At 61.2% G+C, this 19,265-nt stretch carries 9 protein-coding genes, 1 rRNA gene and 2 pseudogenes; 7 read left to right on the forward strand and 5 right to left on the reverse strand.

Annotated elements, in window-relative coordinates; genetic code table 11:
* A pseudogene (locus FW796_RS31640) lies at nt 1–6,994 on the forward strand (LapA family giant adhesin); the annotation flags it as partial.
* Nucleotides 6,995–7,155: 161 nt separating this feature from the next.
* Nucleotides 7,156–7,494: a tryptophan synthase subunit beta gene (locus FW796_RS31645; protein ID WP_346634005.1), complete on the forward strand. Its 339-nt coding sequence runs from the start codon at nt 7,156–7,158 to the stop codon at nt 7,492–7,494.
* Nucleotides 7,495–7,537: 43 nt separating this feature from the next.
* Here FW796_RS31645 and lapD read toward each other — a convergent pair whose 3' ends face one another.
* Entirely contained in the window at nt 7,538–9,484 is a 1,947-nt protein-coding gene (lapD, locus tag FW796_RS31650; protein WP_346634004.1) for a cyclic di-GMP receptor LapD, read from the reverse strand.
* A 14-nt stretch (nt 9,485–9,498) separates the two neighbouring features.
* Nucleotides 9,499–10,191 (reverse strand): cysteine protease LapG, encoded by a 693-nt coding sequence (gene lapG / locus FW796_RS31655; RefSeq protein WP_346634003.1) that lies wholly within the window; start codon nt 10,189–10,191, stop codon nt 9,499–9,501.
* A 300-nt stretch (nt 10,192–10,491) separates the two neighbouring features.
* On the opposite strand from lapG, the gene FW796_RS31660 reads away from it, so the two are divergent.
* A complete protein-coding gene (locus FW796_RS31660; RefSeq protein ID WP_346634002.1) occupies nt 10,492–11,256 on the forward strand; it encodes a thioesterase II family protein in 765 nt (254 codons plus the stop codon).
* Between the two features lie 69 nt (nt 11,257–11,325).
* Here FW796_RS31660 and FW796_RS31665 read toward each other — a convergent pair whose 3' ends face one another.
* Entirely contained in the window at nt 11,326–12,111 is a 786-nt protein-coding gene (locus FW796_RS31665) for a methyl-accepting chemotaxis protein (protein ID WP_402893213.1), read from the reverse strand.
* A 69-nt stretch (nt 12,112–12,180) separates the two neighbouring features.
* Nucleotides 12,181–13,206 (reverse strand): annotated as a pseudogene (locus FW796_RS31670) (HAMP domain-containing protein); the annotation flags it as partial.
* A gap of 314 nt (nt 13,207–13,520) precedes the next feature.
* Here FW796_RS31670 and FW796_RS31675 point away from each other — a divergent pair.
* The 4 genes from FW796_RS31675 (at nt 13,521) to FW796_RS31690 (ending at nt 18,880) form a co-directional block, all read left to right on the forward strand.
* Nucleotides 13,521–14,021, forward strand: coding sequence for a sigma-70 family RNA polymerase sigma factor (locus FW796_RS31675; RefSeq protein ID WP_346634000.1), 501 nt, complete (start codon nt 13,521–13,523; stop codon nt 14,019–14,021).
* Between the two features lie 5 nt (nt 14,022–14,026).
* Entirely contained in the window at nt 14,027–15,034 is a 1,008-nt protein-coding gene (locus FW796_RS31680) for a FecR domain-containing protein (RefSeq protein ID WP_404938001.1), read from the forward strand.
* A gap of 100 nt (nt 15,035–15,134) precedes the next feature.
* On the forward strand, nt 15,135–17,627 hold the full coding sequence (locus FW796_RS31685) for a TonB-dependent siderophore receptor (RefSeq protein ID WP_446440684.1): 2,493 nt from the start codon (nt 15,135–15,137) through the stop codon (nt 17,625–17,627).
* A gap of 71 nt (nt 17,628–17,698) precedes the next feature.
* Entirely contained in the window at nt 17,699–18,880 is a 1,182-nt protein-coding gene (locus FW796_RS31690) for a PepSY-associated TM helix domain-containing protein (protein ID WP_446440685.1), read from the forward strand.
* Nucleotides 18,881–19,025: 145 nt separating this feature from the next.
* On the opposite strand, the gene rrf is transcribed toward FW796_RS31690, so the two are convergent.
* Nucleotides 19,026–19,141 (reverse strand): 5S ribosomal RNA (gene rrf, locus FW796_RS31695).
* Nucleotides 19,142–19,265: the final 124 nt, after the last annotated feature.

Raw genomic sequence — 19,265 nt, forward strand, 5'->3', positions numbered from 1 at the left:
CTCGGCTACCGATTCTGTGGCTGAAGGCGGCTCTATTGTCTACACCGCCACCTTGACCAATGCCGCTGGTACGCCAGTGACCGTGACCCTGTCTAACGGTGCGGTGATCACCATCGCCGCGGGCGCTACTTCGGGCACCGCCACAGTGCCTGCGCCTGCCGATGACGTTTACAAAGATGCGGGCAAAGTCGAAGCCACTATCACCAAAGCGGATGGCGGCAACTTCGAAAACCTGGTCACCAATCCAGCCCCTGCCGTCACCGACGTCACTGACACCATCGACACGTCCACCGTCAGCCTGACCGCTACCCCGAGCGTCGCCGAAGGCGGCACCGTGGTTTACACCGCGTCGGTCACCGCGCCGGTGACCGGCTCGCCGGTTGTGGTGACCCTGTCCAACGGCCAGACCATCACCATTCCGGTGGGCGAGTCTTCCGGCAGCGTGAACTTCACTGCACCGAATGACGCCCTGGCTGGCGGCAGCTCCCTGAGCACCACCATCACCAAAGCGGACGGTGGCAACTACGAAAAACTGGAGATCAGCGATAAACCCGCTGAGACCGCTGTCACCGATACGCCGGACACCACCACCCTGAGCCTGACCGCTACCGACTCCGTGGCCGAAGGTGGTTCCATCGTTTACACCGCCACCCTGACCAATGCAGCTGGCACACCGGTTACCGTAACCCTGTCTAACGGCGCGGTGATCACCATCGCTGCCGGTGCCACCACTGGCACCGCCACTGTTGCGGCACCAGCCGACGACGTCTACAAAGACGCCGGCAAAGTCGAAGCCACCATCACCAAAGCGGACGGTGGCAACTTCGAAAACCTGGTCACCAACCCAGCTCCAGCTGTGACTGATGTCACCGATACCATCGACACCAGCACCGTTTCACTGACTGCTACGCCAAGCGTGGCCGAAGGCGGCATCGTGGTGTACACCGCATCGGTCACCGCGCCAGTGACTGGCTCGCCGGTCGTGGTCACCCTGTCCAACGGCCAGACCATCACCATTCCGGTGGGCGAGTCCTCCGGCAGCGTGAATTTCACCGCACCGAACGATGCCTTGGCTGGCGGTAGCTCCCTGAGCACCACCATCACCAAGACCGACGGTGGCAATTACGAGAAGTTGGATATCAGTGACAAACCGGCTGAAACCACGGTTACCGATACGCCGGATACAACGACGCTGAGCCTGACCGCTACCGATTCCGTGGCTGAAGGCGGCTCCATTGTCTACACCGCAACACTGAGCAATGCGGCCGGGACTCCGGTCACCGTGACGTTGAGCAATGGCGCAGTGATCACCATCGCCGCAGGCGCCACTTCCGGCACCGCGACTGTCGCCGCCCCGGCCGATGATGTTTATAAGGACGCCGGCAAGGTCGAAGCCTCCATCACCAAAGCTGACGGCGGCAATTTCGAGCACCTGGTCACCAACCCGGCTCCAGCCGTGACTGATGTCACCGATACTATCGATACGTCGACGGTGAGCCTGACCGCCACGCCAAGCGTGGCCGAAGGTGGAACCGTGGTGTACACCGCATCGGTCACCGCGCCGGTGACTGGCTCGCCAGTAGTAGTGACCCTGTCGAACGGTCAGACCATCACCATCCCAGTCGGTGAAAGCCAGGCTTCGGTCAATTTCACGGCGCCGAACGACGCTCTGGCCGGTGGCAGTTCCCTGAGCACTACCATTACCAGGGCCGATGGCGGCAACTACGAAAAACTGGCTATCAGCGACAAACCGGCCCAGACCTCGGTCACCGACACCGTCGACACCACCAATCTCAGCCTCAGTGCCACCGGTACCGTGGCTGAGGGTGGCCAGATCACCTACACCGCGACCCTGACCAACGCTGCCGGCACTCCGGTCACCGTGACTCTGAGCAACGGTGCCGTGATCCATATCGAGGCCGGTAAAACCACTGGCACCGTGACCGTCCCCGCACCAGCCGACGATGTCTACAAAGACGCCGGCAAGGTCGAGGCCACCATCACCAAGGCCGAAGGTGGCAACTTCGAGAAGCTGGTGCCGAACACCACGCCAGCCGTGACCGATGTGACTGACACCATCGACAACTCCACCGTCACGCTGAAGGCCACGCCTTCGGCTGCCGAGGGTGGCAACGTCACTTACACTGCCACCGTTAGTGCTCCAGTGACCGGTTCGCCTGTCACCGTGAACCTGGCCAATGGCGAGAAAATCACCATCCCGGTCGGCGAAACCACCGGTTCGGTGAGCATCAGCGCACCGAACGACGTATTGGTCGGTCACACTCCACTGACCAACTCCATCACCAACGTCAGCGGCGGCAACTACGAAAATCTCGTGGCCGACAAGACCCCGGTCAGCACCACCGTGACCGACACCGTCGACACCACCAGTGTCAGCCTCAGTGCCACCGGCACCGTGGCCGAGGGTGGTTCCATCGTTTACACCGCCACACTGAGCAATGCTGCAGGCACTCCGGTCACCGTGACCTTGAGCAATGGTGCAGTAATCACCATCGCCGCAGGTGCGACTACTGGTACCGCCACCGTCGCGGCGCCAACCGATGATGTTTACAAGGATGCAGGCAAGGTCGAGGCCACTATCACCAAGGCCGAAGGTGGCAACTTCGAGAAGCTGGTGCCGAACACCACGCCAGCCGTGACCGATGTCACCGACACCATCGACAACTCCACCGTCACGCTGAAGGCCACGCCTTCGGCTGCCGAGGGTGGCAACGTCACTTACACCGCCACCGTTAGCGCTCCAGTGACCGGTTCGCCCGTCACCGTGAACCTGGCCAATGGCGAGAAGATCACCATCCCGGTCGGCGAAACCACCGGTTCGGTGAGCATCAGCGCGCCTAACGACGTTCTGGTCGGCCACACTCCGCTGACCAACTCCATCACCAACGTCAGCGGCGGCAACTACGAAAATCTCGTGGCCGACAAGACCCCGGTCAGCACCACCGTGACCGACACCGTCGACACCACCAGCGTCAGCCTCAGTGCCACCGGCACCGTGGCCGAGGGCGGCTCCATCGTCTACACCGCAACCCTGAGCAATGCTGCCGGCTCGCCGGTTACCGTGACCCTGAACAACGGTGCGGTGATCCATATCGAAGCCGGTAAAACCACCGGCACGGTCACCGTCCCGGCACCGGCAGATGACGTCTACATCGACGCCGGCAAGGTCAATGCGTCCATTACCGGCGCCACCGGCGGCAACTTCGAGAAGCTGGTACCAGACACCACGCCAGCCGTGACCAACGTCACCGATACTGTCGATACCACCTCGGTGGGCATCAGCGGCAGCACCTCGGTCACCGAAGGCCAGACCGCCAGCTACACCGTGAGCCTGACCCACCCGGCGCAAACCGAAGTCACCCTGAAGATCAGCTACAGCGGCACCGCCACCGACGGCTCGGACTTCAGCGGCGTGTACACCGTGAAGATCCCGGCCGGCGCCAGCAGCGCCACCTTCAACGTCGCCACCCTTGACGACAAGATCACCGAAGGCACGGAAAACTTCACGGTCAAGATCGACTCGGCCACCGGCGGCAACTTCGAGAATCTGGTGGTGGGCAGCAACAATACCGTCACCACCTCGATCATCGACAACGATGCGCCACCGGTCATCGACCTGGATGCCAACAACTCCAGCGGCGCCACCGGAGCCGACTACAAGGTCACCTTCACCGAAGGCACCGCAGGCCCTGGCGTGTCGATCGCCGACACCGACCTGAGCATCACCGATCCGGACAGCACCCTGCTCACCGGCGCCACCATCGTGCTGACCAACCGTCAGCCGGGGGACTCGCTGAACCTGGGCAACAGCGTCAACGGCATCAACATCAATGCCAACAGCAAGGACGGTTCGATCACCCTGACCCTGTCGGGCAACGCGACGCTGGCCGACTACATGCAGCAGATCAAGAACATCACCTTCACCAACAACAGTGAAGACCCGAGCACCACGCCACGGACCATCACCGTGACCGTGACCGACGGCGGCAACTACTCCAACGTCGCCACCACCACGGTCAATGTGGTGGCGGTGAACGATGCCCCAACCGCCACCGGCGGCGCTGTCACCGGTACCGAAGACACGCCGCTGGCCCTGACCTGGTCCAACTTCGGCGTCAGCGACGTCGACAGCCCGGCGGCCAACCTCGGGGTGAAAATCACCCAACTACCGGGTGAAGGCAAACTGCAGTACCTGGACGGTTCGACCTGGAAGGACGTGGCCAACAACCAGACCTTCAGCAAGGCCGATATCGATGCCGGCAAACTGCGCTTCACGCCGGACGCCAATGAATCCGGCACCAATGGCTACGGCGGCAGCGGCGTAGGCAACCAGCAGGCGGATTACGCCCAGATCAAGTTCCAGCCAACCGATGGCCAGGCCCTGGGCAGCACCAGTACGGTCACGGTCGACATCACCCCAGTGGCCGATGCCCCGACCCTGAGCGTGGCGGGCAACAATGTGAACTCGGTCGGTCTGCTCAAGGAAGTCTGGACCGGCCTCAGCGGCCTGGGCACCGACGGCAGCGGCGCGTCCGCCAGCACTCTGAAATCGGTCATTGATGCTGCCGGCACGCCTAACAGCAGCAGCCTGGCGACCAACGTCCAGTCCGACGGCAACATCACCCCGGGCACCGCATCGAAGACCTCCGGCCTGATCTACCTGGAAGCCGGCAAGGCCTACACCTTCTCCGGCACCGGCGACGACAGCCTGCTGGTGACCATCGGTGGCAAGAACGTGGCCAGCACCACCTGGGGCGCGGGCGGTAACCTCAACGGTACCTTCACCCCGACCACCAGCGGCTACTACACCATCGACATCTACCACCATAACCAGAGTGGTCCGGGCGCTTACGACGTCAACCTCTCGGTCAATGGCGGCGCCGCGGTAGACCTGAGCAACGCCGGCGTGCCGCTGTACACCGGCGTCACCGACCTGACCAACGCCGGGGTTTCGGTATCCGACCTGCACGGCACCAACGGTGAGGGTTACTACGACGGTTACAAGCTCAACGAAGGCGGCGAAGGCGGCAGCGTGCATCTGGCGAAGATCAGCACCGGCCTGACCGATACCGACGGCTCGGAAACCCTGAGCGTGAAGATCAGCGGCATTCCTGCCGGTTCGGTCCTCAGCGATGGCGCCGGGCATACCTTCACCGCCACCGCGACCTCCGGCGAAGCCAATGTCACCGGCTGGAACCTGGGCAACCTGACGGTCACCCCGCCGCCTTACTACAACGGCACGTTCAACCTCAACGTGACCTCGACCTCCACCGAGTCCCTGGGCGGTTCTGCCAGCACTTCGGCGCAGATCCCGGTCAAGGTCTACCCGGCAACCTACAACGCGGTGGTCGCCACCTCCGGCGACGATACCGTCACCGGTACCGACGGCAACGACATCGTGGTCGCCGACATCGGCGGCCTGACCGTGGTCCCGGGCACCAACTACAACATTGCCTTCATGGTGGACACCTCGGGCAGTATGAGCAGCGCCTCGATCACCGCGGCCAAGAACTCCCTGACCTCGGTCTTCAATACCCTGAAGAACAGTATCGGCAGCGCCGGCTCGGGCACCGTGAACATCTTCCTTGCCGACTTCGATACCCAGGTCAACAAGTCGGTGTCGGTGAACCTCAACGACCCGAACGCCCTGGCCCAGCTCAAGGCCGTGCTGGATTCGATGGCTTCCGGCGGCGGCACCAACTATGAAGACGTGTTCAAGGCCACGGCCAACTTCTTCCAGAGCAGCCAGGCCACCGGCAACAGCAACGCCACCAACCTGACGTACTTCATTACCGACGGTAAGCCGACCTACTACCAGAGCGGCGAGCAGACCAACCCGACGCTGTACGGCAACGTGCGCCTCGACGATGTGGTGACCACCAGCAACTACAAGCTGGGGGATACCTTCGGCAAGTACCTCGACAACTCACACTACCTGAGCGTCGCCAGCGATGGCACGACGATCCTGCAGACCAACAATGGCTGGGGCTGGAGCAGCAAGACCCTGGGCACCCTGCACGCCCAGGGTGACGGCACCTACGAGCTGTCGAACCTGGCCGGCTCCGGCAGCAGCACCGATTACTACACCTCCACCAACTCCAGCAGCGGCTTTGCCCTGCTCAGCGGCCTGTCGAACGTCGAAGCCATCGGTATCAACAGTGGTGTCAGTCTCAACGACCTCAAGCCCTACGACAGTGACGGCAAGCCGCAGACCAACATCGACCCGGCCGACCTGGCCAACTCGATCATCGGTCATACCGAAGCCACCATGCCGGGGGCCGACAAGGTCAGCGGCGGCGACGGCAACGACATCCTGTTCGGCGACCTGGTGAGCTTCAACGGCATCGCCGGCGAGGGTTACCAGGCCATGCAGGCCTACGTGGCCAAGCAGAGCGGGGTCGATGTGAGCAAGGTCACCACCAGCAACGTGCACCAGTACATCACCGAGCACTACACCGAGTTCGATGTGTCCGGCAGCCACGACGGCAACGACACCCTGCTGGGCGGCGCCGGCAATGACATTCTCTTCGGCCAGGGCGGCAACGACACGCTGGACGGCGGCAAGGGCAATGACATCCTGCTGGGGGGCACCGGCAACGACACCCTGATCGGCGGCCAGGGCAACGACATCCTGATCGGCGGATCGGGGGCCGATACCTTCGTCTGGAAAGCCGGCGATACCGGCAACGACGTGATCAAGGACTTCAAGGCCAGCGAAGGTGACCGTATCGACCTGCGGGATCTGCTGCAGGGCGAGAGCGCCAGCACCATCGACAACTTCCTCAAGATCACCACCGTGGACGGGGTCTCGACCCTGCAGGTCAGCTCCGAGGGCAAGCTCAACGCCGCCGGGGGCCTGGCCAACGCCGACGTGACGATCAAGCTGGAAGGCAACAACTGGTCCAACGCCAACATCAATTCGTTGATCGCCGGCAGCGACCCGACCATCAAGATCGATCACAACAACAGCTGATCGGCTCCTGGCAGCCCCCCCTGGCGGGTGGTTGCCGGGTCCTGGCAAACAGCCTGCGCCGTGACGATTGTCGCGGCGCACCGCATACTCGCGCTCTGAATGCTGCGCTGGCCTATGCTGCTGACAGCCGGATGCCGAAAAAAAAGCCTGAGGGATTTGCCATGTTCTACGTGCAACGCGATGCGCAAGGTCAGCTGATTCGCGTGGAAGCCGCCGCTTACGCCGAGGCTACCGAGACGCTGCCCGCCGATCACCACGAGATCCAGACCTGGTACGCCAACGAGGCGGTGGAAGTCAGCCTCAAGCAGCTCAAGCAGAGTGACCTGGAAATGATCCGGGTGCTGGACGACCTGATTCAGGTCCTGACCAGCAAGGGCGTGATTCGCGTCACCGACCTGCCGGCGGCGGCTCAGGCCAAGCTGATGGATCGCAGCCAGGCCCGTGAGGCCCTGGGTGGACTCAGCCGGCTGATCAATGATGATGAAACCGGTTTGATCTGAACGCCCCTCGCCTGTAGAAGCCGGCTTGCCGGCGAATGCACGTTCAACCCCAAGGCGCCGGCTCGCCGAACAATTGCCCCTGCACGCCATATAGCCCCATCTCGCGAATCACCTGCAGCTCGCCCTGGGTCTCGACCCGCTCGGCAATCAGCGGCAGGTCGATGCTGTGGGCTGCCCGCTGGATAGCCTCGATAAACAGGCGCTTGTCGCTTTCCTGATCGATGTCGCGGATGTAGCTGCCGTCGATCTTCAGATAGGCCAGGCCCAGGCGCGCCAGGTTGCCGATCATGCTGAAGCGCCCACCAAAGCGTTGCAGACTGAGGGAGAAGCCCAGTTCCCGCAGGCGCCGGGTCAACTGTTCCAGCTGGATCTGCTCAGGCAGCTGTTCCTCACCGATTTCCAGGGTCAGGCGCGGCCCCAGGTCAGAGTGCTGGCGAAGAATCTCGAAGACCCGGTTCAGGGCCTGAGGGTCTTCCAGGGTGGCCGCCGACAGGTTCAGCGCCAGGCTGTCGTCATGTCCGACCATCTGCTTCAACACCTGCTCCAACATCAGCAGGTCCAGGCGCGAGGTCCAGCCAAAACGCTCCAACCAGGGTAGGAAACGCCCGGCCGGGATGGTCTGGCCCTGCTCGTCCAGTAGCCGCGACAGAACCTTGTAATGCAGCACCAGCGTGGTGTCCTGGGCCGCCACCACCGGCTGGAAGTACAGCTGGAAGCGTTGCTCCGACAGCGCGCGGTCCAGCAGCCGGTGCCAGGCATGGTGATCATCCCCGACTTGAGCTCCGCCCCCCTGATCCAGACAGGCCCAGTTGGTCTCGCCCTGGGCTTCGGCCTGGGCCAGGGCCTGATCGCCGAGGCTGAGCACCGCTTGTGGCGAATCTCCGTGGGCAAAGGCCGCCAGACCGATGGAGGCCACTGCGGCAACGTCGGTGGCGCCAGTGGCATGCAGGTTGCCCAGGGCGCTGTCCAGGCTTTGGGCCAGCTGGATGGCTTCCTCGCGCACCAGGCCCGGCGCCAGCACGGCGAACTCGCCACCGCGGACCCGGGTCACCAGGTTGTGGGTTTCAGGGTACTTGTTGCACTCGCGCAGCAATTGCTCCCCTACCGCTTGCAGCAGTTGGTCGGTGCGTTGGCCCCCCAGGCGCTGGTTCAGGCCGGCCAGGTCCTTGACCCGCAACAGCAGCAGGTAACCGGAGCTGGCCTGCTCCGGGTTGCTCACCCGGGCATGCAGTTGCATTTCGAAATAACGTCGATTGGCCAGCCCGGTCAGGCTGTCCTGATAAGACTCGATGCGCAGTTTTTCACTGCGCTCGGCCTGCTCCTGGAACAACGCCTTGAGCTTCTCCACCATCTGGTTCATCGCCTGCACCACCCGGCGCAGCTCCGGGGTGCGGGGCAGTTGCGGCAGGCTGAGAAACTCGCGGCGGGCAATGGCATGGGACTGCTGGACCATGTAGTCCAAGGGCTTGAGCTGGCGTCGCAGCAACAGGGCTCCGAGCACCGCACTCACCGCACCGCAGATCAACAGCCAGCCCAGGCTGCCCAGGGCGCTCTGCCAGAGCTTGGCGACGGCGAACATCGGATGGCTGAGCACCTCGACACGCGCCGCCTGCTCCCAGCCGCGACTGACGATGGCGTCACCGCCGGCCGGCTCCAGGCCGATGAGTTTGACGAACCACTGGGGCACATTGCTGACTTCCGGGATGCCGCTGCGCTCGACGATGGTCTTGTCCGTGGCCAGGTCCACCACCCGGATGCTGGCGTAGTAGCCGCTGTCGAAGATCGAACTGACCATCAACTCGACCATCGCCGGATCGTCGATGTTGGGTGTCAGCGACAAGGCCAGGGCCGTGGCCGCGTCCTGGGCATGGGAGCGCAGCTGATTGACATACTGGGTGCGCGAGCTTTCCAGGCTGACCATGAAGCTGCCACTGAAGGCGACCACCAGGAACACACAGATTGCGATCAACAGTTGTTTGAACAAAGACATCTGAGCTCGTGCTCCTAGTTAGTCGTCTCGACCGGAAAACCTTCGGCCTGCATTTTTTTCAACACGTCCTGCCAACGGGACAGGCGCTTGGTATCACCGACCCGCTTGTTGCCCTTGGCGCCCGGCAGCCACAACCCTTCGGCATTGAAGGAGTACACCGGCAGCAGGTCGGTTCGCTCGCTGGCCGGGCGGATCGAGTCCTCCAAACTGTCGAGCACCAGCGGCATGGCGTCCGCAGTGGAATAGTAGGTCAGGACCATGTGCGCGCGGTTCTGGCGCAAGGCCTTGACGTAAGTGATGCGCAGCTTGTCACTGGACACCCCGAGATGGCGCAGGCTGAAGTACTTGGCAATCGCATAGTCCTCACAGTCGCCGGCGCCCTTCCACAGCGCCTCGATCGGCGTTTCCCAGTAGTCCACCTGGCGCCACAGATCGATATCTTCCATGTAGCGCATGTTCTTGTTGAAGAACAGGTTGACCACTTTCAACTGCTCGCGCTCGGACACCTGCTTCTGCGTGGCCAGCAGGTGCTGCCAGGCATCAATACGTTGCTGACCTTCGCCCAGCGGACCGTAGAGCGCCGTGGCACGGCGGCTGATCAGGGAGAAGTCCCAGTCGGCGTGCAGGCTGCCCAGCAGCGCGCCAGCCAGCAGCAGTGCCGAGCAGAACCAGCGCAAGGTCCGAAAAAGAGCTAAACGTGCCGCCAATGCGATGAGTCCATGGGAGCTGTCGTAAATCGGCTGATGGTGAAGGCTGGCCCGACAAAAAACAATGGCACCTTACAATCACCGGCCACCAGGGAAGGGCCTGCACGGAACATTCAGAGAATAGCTTCAAGTGGCATTTGCGCTGCGGGTGACAGCCCATGAATTTCCCCAGTCGTCACGTGCATTCACCCACGCCAGCCACTATGTTAGAAACCATTCGCGGACTGGGACGTCCCCCTCGAACGGCCTCTTGTCAGCACCGAGAACCCGCCCACGGGCCACCTTGCTTAAGGAAAAGCTGTGTACACCGACACCCGACAATGGACGCTGGTGATCAACTCAGGGCAAACCACCCGCATACGCCTGATCTGCTTTCCCCAGGCCGGGGCGGCGGCGGAGCAACTGCGGGTATGGTCCAACAGCCTGGCCGATCACATCGAGCTGGTGGTGATCAACCTTCCGGGGCACGGCCCGCGCCGCGACGAAGCGCCCTGTGACAACTGGCCGAGCCTGCTGGAAAACACCTTCGCCGCCCTCAATCCCTGGCTCGACAAGCCCCACGCGCTGTTCGGCCACGGCCTGGGTGCACTGCTGGCGTACGAAACCTGCAAATACGCCCAGGAGCGGTTTCCACAGCAGACCCGCCACCTGTTCGTCTCTGGCTGCCGCAGCCCCGACAGCCTGCCCCGCCGGCCCTTGCTGCACTCGCTGCCGATCGCGGCATTTCGCGAGGCGATCCTGACCCTCGGCGCCAGCCCCCTGGAGATGCCCCGGGGGCAAAACGACCTGCAATCCTACGAACGCTTGCTGCGCAACGGCCTGAAGCTCTTTGAAACCTGGTACGACACCTCCAGCGGCTGCCTCGATATACCGCTGACGGCTTTCTATGGCAGCGAGGACCCGCTGGCGACAGCCGACCATATGCTCAATTGGCGGGAGTTCACCGGGCGCGAATTCGAATTGATCGAAGTGGCCGGCAACCATTTCTTCATCAAGTCCCAGCGCCAACGCCTGTTGCAGGTGATCAACACGCACCTGGGCCTGCTGGGGGAACACCTGGCCTGAGCGCCACCCATGAAAAAGCCCGCCCTGCAGTGATGCAGGAGCGGGCTTTGAGGTCGGTTACGGATTGCCTCAGATCTTGAAGCTGTCCACCAGTTGCTTCAGGCGGCTGGCCTGTTGCGACAGTGCATCACAGTCCTTCAGGGTTTCGTTGAGGTTGGCAACGCCTTGCTGGTTCAGCAGGTTGATCTGGTTGATGTCGACGTTGAGGGTCTCCACCACCGCGGTCTGCTCCTCGGTTGCCGCAGCCACCGACTGGTTCATGCCATCGATCTCGCCGATCCGCTGAGTCACGCTGACCAAGCGTGCACCGGCCTGGTTGGCCACTTCGACGCTCTCTTCGCTGGACACCTGGCTGGCGTTCATGGTCGAGACCGCCTCGCGAGACCCGACCTGCAGGGAGGTGATCATCTTGTGGATCTCTTCCGCCGACTCCTGGGTACGGTGGGCCAGGTTACGCACCTCATCGGCCACCACGGCGAAACCACGGCCGGCTTCACCGGCACGGGCCGCTTCAATGGCAGCGTTGAGGGCCAACAGATTGGTCTGCTGGGAGATGCCCTTGATCACATCGAGAATGTGCCCGATGTTGTCGGTGCTGGCATTCAGGGTCTCGATCTGGGTGCAGGACAGGCTGATCTTCTGCGACAGCTCGGTCATCGCCTGAATGGTCTGTTCCACCACCTGGCGACCGTCGTCGGCCTGTTCACTGGCGCCACTGGCATGTTGCGAGGCATCAGCGGCGTTGCGGGCGATTTCCTGGGTGGCAGCACCCAGTTCGTTGATCGCCGCGGCCACGCTGTTGGTACGGGCGCTCTGCTCATCGGAACCGATGATCGACGCGTTGGACGATGCCATCACCCGTTGCGAGAGGTCATGCACCTGACGAGTAGCCGAGGACACTTCGGAAATCGAGGCGTGAATCCGCTCCACGAACTGGTTGAACGAACTGCCCAACTCGCCGAACTCGTCCTTGCTTTCCACGACCAGGCGCCGGGTCAGGTCGCCTTCGCCCTGGGCAATGTCCTGCATCGCCCGGCCCATGGTGATCAGCGGGCGCATCAGCACCTGGATCAGCAGGGTCAGCAGTACCGCAATCACCGCCACCGCGATAAACATGGCGATCAAGGCGGAAGTACGGAACTGGCTCAGTGGTGCGTAGGCCTTTTCCTTGTCGATGGACAGCCCGATGTACCACTCGGCATTCGGCAGGCCGGTCACCGGGGTGAAGGACAGGATGCGTTCCTGTTTGTTCAGGACCACTTCCTGGTTGCCGCTGGCGATCCGCACATTGGCGCCGGGGTAGATGTCCTTGAGGTTCTTCATCACCTGGTCTTTATCCGGGCTGACGATCACCTGACCGTCGGCGCTGACCAGGAAGGCATGGCCCAGGCCGCCGAAGTCCACCGAGTTGATGATCTTCACCAGGGTTTCCAGGCTCAGGTCGCCACCGACCACGCCCAGCAATTCCCCCTGCTTCTTCACCGGCATGGCGATGGTGACCACCAAACCACCGACGGCCGCCATGTAGGGCGGGGTCAGCATGGTTTTGTCGGCGGTCACGGCCTGTTTGTACCAGGGCCGCTGACGCGGGTCGTAGCCGTCGGGCATCTTCGCGTCAGGACGCTGGGTGAAGGTGCCGTTGGATTGGCCGACGTAGGTGAACTGGAAGTTAGAGGTGAAGGCCGGCTGATCCACCAGGCCAGGGAAGTCTGCGTTATGACCTTGGTGGGCGACGTTCTGCGCCAGGTTCTCGAGCACCAGGATCCGCCCGCTCATCCAGTTCTGCACACTGCTGGAGGTGAGTTCACCGGCCTGCTGGATGGAGGACTCGAGGTTCTGTCGGATGGTGTTTCGCTGCAAGTAGTCGTTGTACAAAGTGAACAACGCAAAAGCCAGAACCACTACGCCGGAGGCGGCCAAAAGGATTTTATGGCTGAACTTGAGATTCATTTCATGGGACTTCTTATGCCGAAAGTGGGGATGCGTCCGTAAAGCAACATTCCATGTAACAGTGCAGGCGACATTCTTTGGCCGCTCTACTTTGGTGCACGCATGTCTTATCAGTCTTTCGGCAAGATTCCCCGAACCCTTAGAGATTTATCTGAATTACTCGTCTGAATTTGCCGAATCCCGCCGAACGGCATTCCAGAGCGTCCGCCGCGCATTTTCAGATGACCGACAGCACCTTGCTTGTTGCCAAATCGATAATCCTTCAATGACAATGCGACTAATTATCATTTGTGACACTCAGGCAGTCCGGCTCCATGTCATCAACCGAGTTCGCCGTACAGACGCTCTACAGCCATCACCACGGCTGGCTCAACAGTTGGCTGCGTCAGCGTCTGGGCAACGCTGCGGATGCTGCTGATCTGGCCCAGGACACTTTCGTACGCCTGTTGCAGAAAACCGAACGGCTGGAGCTCAAAGCACCGCGAGCTTTTCTACGCACTATTGCCCGAGGGCTGGTGATCGATCACTGGCGCCGCGAGGAAATTGAACGCGCTTACCTGGAAACCATCGCCCATCTGCCCGAGGCTGAAGCCCCAAGTGCCGAGGCTCGTGCCTTGATTCTGGAGTTGCTGGAAAGCATTGCGCGGATGCTGGAGGGGCTAAAGCCGAAAGTGCGTCAGGCGTTTCTTCTATCTCAGTGCGAAGAACTTACCCACAAGCAGATCGCCGAGCAGATGTCTCTGTCCCTGCGCACTGTGGAGCGCTATGTGGCTCAAGCGCTCTATCACTGTTACCTGCTGCGCTATGAGAGCTGACGCCTGTGGATAACTTTTCCGGCAGCCTGCCCCTGAAGCCCAATCCAGATCACCTGGTGGTCAAGCAGGCAATTAACTGGTTACTGCGCCTGCGCAATAACGGCGCCAATCCCAAACTGCAGCAACAGTGCGATCTGTGGCGTGCCGCTCACCAGGAGCATGAACTGGCCTGGCAACGGGTGCAGTCATTGCACCAAGAGCTCAATGCCAATCTGCGAGCCGTGCCTGGGGCCCAAGTGGCGCTGCACACCCTGGAAAACAGCAGCCAGCGCCTGGGCCGGCGTCAGGCCCTGAAACTGTTGAGCGGCGCCCTGCTCCTGGGCTCCAGCGCCTGGGTTGGCAAGGATCTACTGGGCTGGCAGCAGTGGAGCGCGGACTTCGCCACTGCCGTGGGCGAACAACGAGGCTTCCAACTGCCCGACGGCACCCGGCTGGAACTCAATACCGACAGCGCCGCGGACCTGAATTTCAACGCACAACAGCGCCTGATCAAACTGCGTCGGGGCGAGATCATGGTGGCCTGTGGAACCGATCAGCAGGGCACTCAACGTCCACTGCTGGTGGAAAGCCGGCATGCTCTGCTGGAAGGTTTCGACGCCCGTTTCGTGGTGCGCGTGGATGACCGTTGTACCCGCCTGAGCGTGACCCAAGGCAGCGTGGCCATTCATTCGCCGCACGCTGCCGAGGGTCGCAGCGCCCGGGTCGGTCCGGGGCAGAGCTATCGGATCAATCATCGACTGGCGGAGCCGGCCGCACCGCTGGCCATGGACGTGGGGGCCTGGGCCGATGGCCTGATCGTGACCCGCAACATGCGCCTGGATGACTTCCTGCAGGAAGTCGGTCGCTATCGCCATGGTTACCTGGGGTGCGCGGCAACCATTGCCCATCTGCGCCTGTCCGGGGTGTTCCGCCTGGAGGATACCGAGAAGCTGCTGGCCATCCTGCCCCAGACCCTGCCGGTGCAACTGCGTTACCGCACCCGCTGGTGGGTCACCCTGGAACCTGTGGTGTGAACTTCACGACCCAACTGTTTTTTTGGCGGGTTTTGTCTGGACGTCCGGCTTAGTCAGTAAGCAATTCAATCTGCTTCCTGCGACTTCAACGGAACCTACAATGACCCTCCGCGATCACCGCCCAAGCGCTTCCTGCGCCCCGACTCTACGTCAAGCCATCCACGCCGCCCTACTGTGCTCCAGTATCGGCCTCGGACTTGTGGCCACTACCGTACAGGCCGCCGACACCGCCCCGGATGCACCGCACCACAGCTACAACGTTGCCCCGGGCAGCCTGGGTGATGCGCTCAATCAATTTGCCCGGCAGGCAGCAATCACCTTGTCCACCACACCGGCCCAGACCCTGGGCCGACACTCTGCCGGACTGCAGGGCAGCTATTCGGTGAGCCAGGGCCTGAACCAGTTGCTCAAGGACACGGGGCTGGAGGCGGTCAGCCAGGATGGCAGCAGCTATATCCTGCGCCCGCTGCCCCAAGGCAGCGCGCTGTCACTGCCGACCACGCAAGTCAAAGGCTTCGCCCTGGGTAACGCCCTGGGCAGCATGGACGGCTACAACGCGACCCACAGCCAGATCGCCACCAAGACCAGTACCGCGTTGCTGGAAACCTCGCAAAGCGTGTCGGTGGTGACTCGCGAACAACTGGACGACCAGGGTGCACAAACCGTCGCCCAGGCCATGCGCTATACCCCGGGTGTGCTGACCAACCCCTATGGCGCCACCCATCGCTACGATTATGTGGCGATGCGCGGCTTCAACGATGGCTCGGTGGATAACATCTACCTCGACGGCCTCAAGTCCATGGGCGACAGCGGTACCTACAGCAGCATGCAGGTCGATCCCTATTTCCTCGAGCGCGTGGACATCCTCAAGGGACCGTCGTCGGTACTCTATGGCCGCAGCTCCCCCGGTGGCCTGGTGGCCCTGACCAGCAAAAAGCCGCTGTACGAGCCCTACCACCAGATCCAGGCGACCGTAGGCAGCCAGGGCAAACAAGGTCTGGGCTTCGACTTCAGCGGTCCACTGGATGATGACAAGCGCATTGCCTATCGGCTGATCGGCCTGACGGACAAATCCGACACCCAGTTCGACCATACAAAAGAAAAGCGCTTTGCCCTGGCTCCCACTCTGAGCATCGACTTCAGCGACGACACATCCCTGACGCTCCAGGCCTACCTGCAAAATGATCCTGATGGCGGCTACCACGGCGGCATGCCGGCCAACGGCACGCTGAACCAGCGCAATGGCCAGCGGATTTCCGAGCACTTCTTCGAGGGTGAGCCAGGCGTCGATGGCTACAAACGCGATCAACAGTCGTTCGGCTATCAGTTCGAGCATCGCTTCAACGACGTCTTCACCGCCCGGCAGAACTTCCGCTACCTGGATTCCAAGGTGAAGCTCGATCAGGTGTATGCCTATGGCTGGACCAATGCCACCAGCAACGACTTGAGGCGCTATTACTCGGGAGGCAATGAAAAGCTGCACTCCTTTATCGTCGATAACATGCTGCAAGCCGAATTCCTGACTGGCGACGTCAAGCACACGATGCTCCTGGGAGCGGACTATCAGCGGCGCAAGACCGTGGTCGACTGGGATCAGGGAACGCTGCAGGCGATCAACGCGTTCAACCCGATCTATGGCAACTCGACGATCGATTATTACAGTCACACCAGCTATGTACGGCGCCTGGAGCAGACCGGCGTATACCTGCAGGACCTGATCGAGCTGGATAAATGGCGCTTCTCCCTGGGGCTGCGTCAGGACTGGGTGGAAACCTCGGATGAAAACCGTCTGGCCGAAGACAAGCGCCCCCTGGGCACCGAGATCAGCGACAAGCGCACCAAACTCACTGGACGCGCGGGAGTGCTGTATCTGTTCGATAACGGTCTGGCGCCCTATCTCAGCTATTCCGAGTCGTTCAACCCCAACTCCTACGCAGACAGCGCCGGTAATCCCCTGCCACCTACCGACGGCACTCAATGGGAAGCCGGCTTGAAGTATCAGCCTCCCGGTACGGAAAACCTGTTCACCGCCTCGCTGTTTCGCATCGACCAGGAGAACCTGGCGTCGAAACTGCCGCAGGAAAATTTCTACCGCGCAGTCGGCGCCGTTCGTTCCCAGGGGTTGGAACTGGAAGCGCATATGCAACTGACCGACAACCTGAAACTGTTGAGCAGCTATACCTTCACCGACATCCAGTATTCGAAGTCGATGGTCAGCACCCTGAGCAGCCCCGGCAACATCATCGAGAACAAGGGCAACTCCCCTACTCAGGCGCCACGGCAGATGGCTTCGCTATGGGCCGACTACAGGTTCGACAGTGCAACCCTGGATGGGCTGCGCCTGGGAGGAGGAGTGCGCTATGTGGGGTACAGCTGGGCCGATGCCGAGAACACCATGAAGGTGCCGGCCTACACCCTGTTCGACGCCTCCATCGGCTATGACCTGGGCAAGGTGGGTTTGAAGGGGGTGGATGTGCGCCTGAATGCCAACAATTTGACCAACGAGTCCTACGTCGCGTCCTGCGCGAGCCTGAGTTACTGCTACCTGGGTGAAGAGCGCAACGTCGCAGCCACGGTGAGCTACCAGTTCTAATCAAGATTGACTTCCACAAAGCCAGCGCCTGCAAACAGCCGCTGGCTTTGTCGTTTGTACAGGAACATTCAATGCGCGCTGTTCTGGTTCTGCTGCATCGCTACATGGGTTTGGCCACTGCGTTGTTTCTACTGCTGGCTGGGTTGACCGGAAGTGTCCTGGCCTTTCATCACGAGCTGGATCGGTGGCTCAATCCCCAGTTCTATGAAGTATCTGGAGATGGGCCGTTACTGGCACCCGGAACGCTGGTGGATCGAGTGCAGACCGAGCATCCACGGCTGCAGGTCTGGTACATGGAATATCCGCAAGAGGCCACACACACTGCGTTGCTGGCTGCGGTACCACGTACGGACCCTGCCACTGGCAAGCCTTATGCCGAACGCAATCAGGTGTTTTATCTGGATCCGGTCAGTGCTGAACAACGGGGACAGCGCTTTTGGGGAGCCTGCTGCTTCCAGAGAGAGAATCTGGTGCCGTTTCTGCTTGAGCTCCACTACAACCTGGTCCTTCCCGGTAATTGGGGGCTCTGGCTGATGGGGTTGGTGGCTATCGGCTGGGTCATCGATTGCTTCGTTGCCGTGCTGTTGACGCTGCCCCGTGGTCGGCCGTTCTGGCACAAGTGGTCTACCGCCTGGAAGATCAAGGGAGGACACGCCTACCGCCTGAATTTCGACCTGCATCGCGCAGGGGGCTTGTGGCTATGGTTGCTGCTGCTACCGATCGCCATTAGCAGCGTGGCCATGAATCTACCGAGCCAGGTCTTCAAACCAGTGGTGTCCTTGTTCTCCCCTATCGAGCCGAGTGTCTATGAAGCCCGTGGGCAAATGTCGACTGCGGAGCTTGGGGTAACTCGGCTGACGTATCAACAAGCGTATGAGCGGGCTGTGGAAGAGGGACGGCGATTGGATTTGAAGGAGACAATCGGTGAGTTGTACTACAGCTTTGAATACAACTTCTATGGGGCGGGTTTTGGCCAGCACGATACCCAGGCCCATGGTAAGTCCTGGTTGTTCTTCCACGGTACGAATGGACATCTGCTGGGGCAGGAAATCGCGGGACAGGGCACTCTGGGAGAACGCTTCTATCGGCTGCAATTACCGATACATGGCGGGAGGATCATCGGTTTTACGGGACAGGTGATCATTGCTGCATTGGGTGTACTGATAGCAATGCTGTCGCTTACTGGCATCTATATCTGGTGGCGTAAGTTGATTGCCCGCAGGAGCGGCAAACGGCGTAGAGCCCGACATTGAGGATCAAGCCGAACCTTGGTAATAGCCGTCTGTTCAAAGCAGCTACAGGGATTCTGCAGGACTTTGCGACTTGATTACCCAGACTTTATCGAGCGTAAAAACAAAACCCCTGTCTGCGTTAGCAAACAGGGGTTTTGGAATTTAATCTTGACGATGACCTACTCTAACATGGGGAAACCCCACACTACCATCGGCGATGCATCGTTTCACTTCTGAGTTCGGGATGGGATCAGGTGGTTCCAACGCTCTATGGTCGTCAAGAAATTCTGTGGCCGATCCGTTGGACTCAAGAGTCGAACGTGTCAGCAAAATCAGTAACTTCTATATAAAGACAAAACCCCAATTGCTTTCGCAATTGGGGTTTCGGAATTTAATCTTGACGATG

This window comes from Pseudomonas sp. 910_21 (assembly GCF_052850735.1).

Excerpts from the sequence above, each read along its gene's own strand:
- FW796_RS31645 (WP_346634005.1), top strand. The coding sequence starts at position 7,156 with ATGTTCTACGTGCAACGCGATGCGCAAGGTCAGCTGATTCGCGTGGAA.
- lapD (WP_346634004.1), bottom strand. The coding sequence starts at position 9,484 with ATGTCTTTGTTCAAACAACTGTTGATCGCAATCTGTGTGTTCCTGGTG.
- FW796_RS31665 (WP_402893213.1), bottom strand. The coding sequence starts at position 12,111 with ATGGCATCGTCCAACGCGTCGATCATCGGTTCCGATGAGCAGAGCGCC.
- FW796_RS31675 (WP_346634000.1), top strand. The coding sequence starts at position 13,521 with ATGTCATCAACCGAGTTCGCCGTACAGACGCTCTACAGCCATCACCAC.
- FW796_RS31685 (WP_446440684.1), top strand. The coding sequence starts at position 15,135 with ATGACCCTCCGCGATCACCGCCCAAGCGCTTCCTGCGCCCCGACTCTA.
- FW796_RS31690 (WP_446440685.1), top strand. The coding sequence starts at position 17,699 with ATGCGCGCTGTTCTGGTTCTGCTGCATCGCTACATGGGTTTGGCCACT.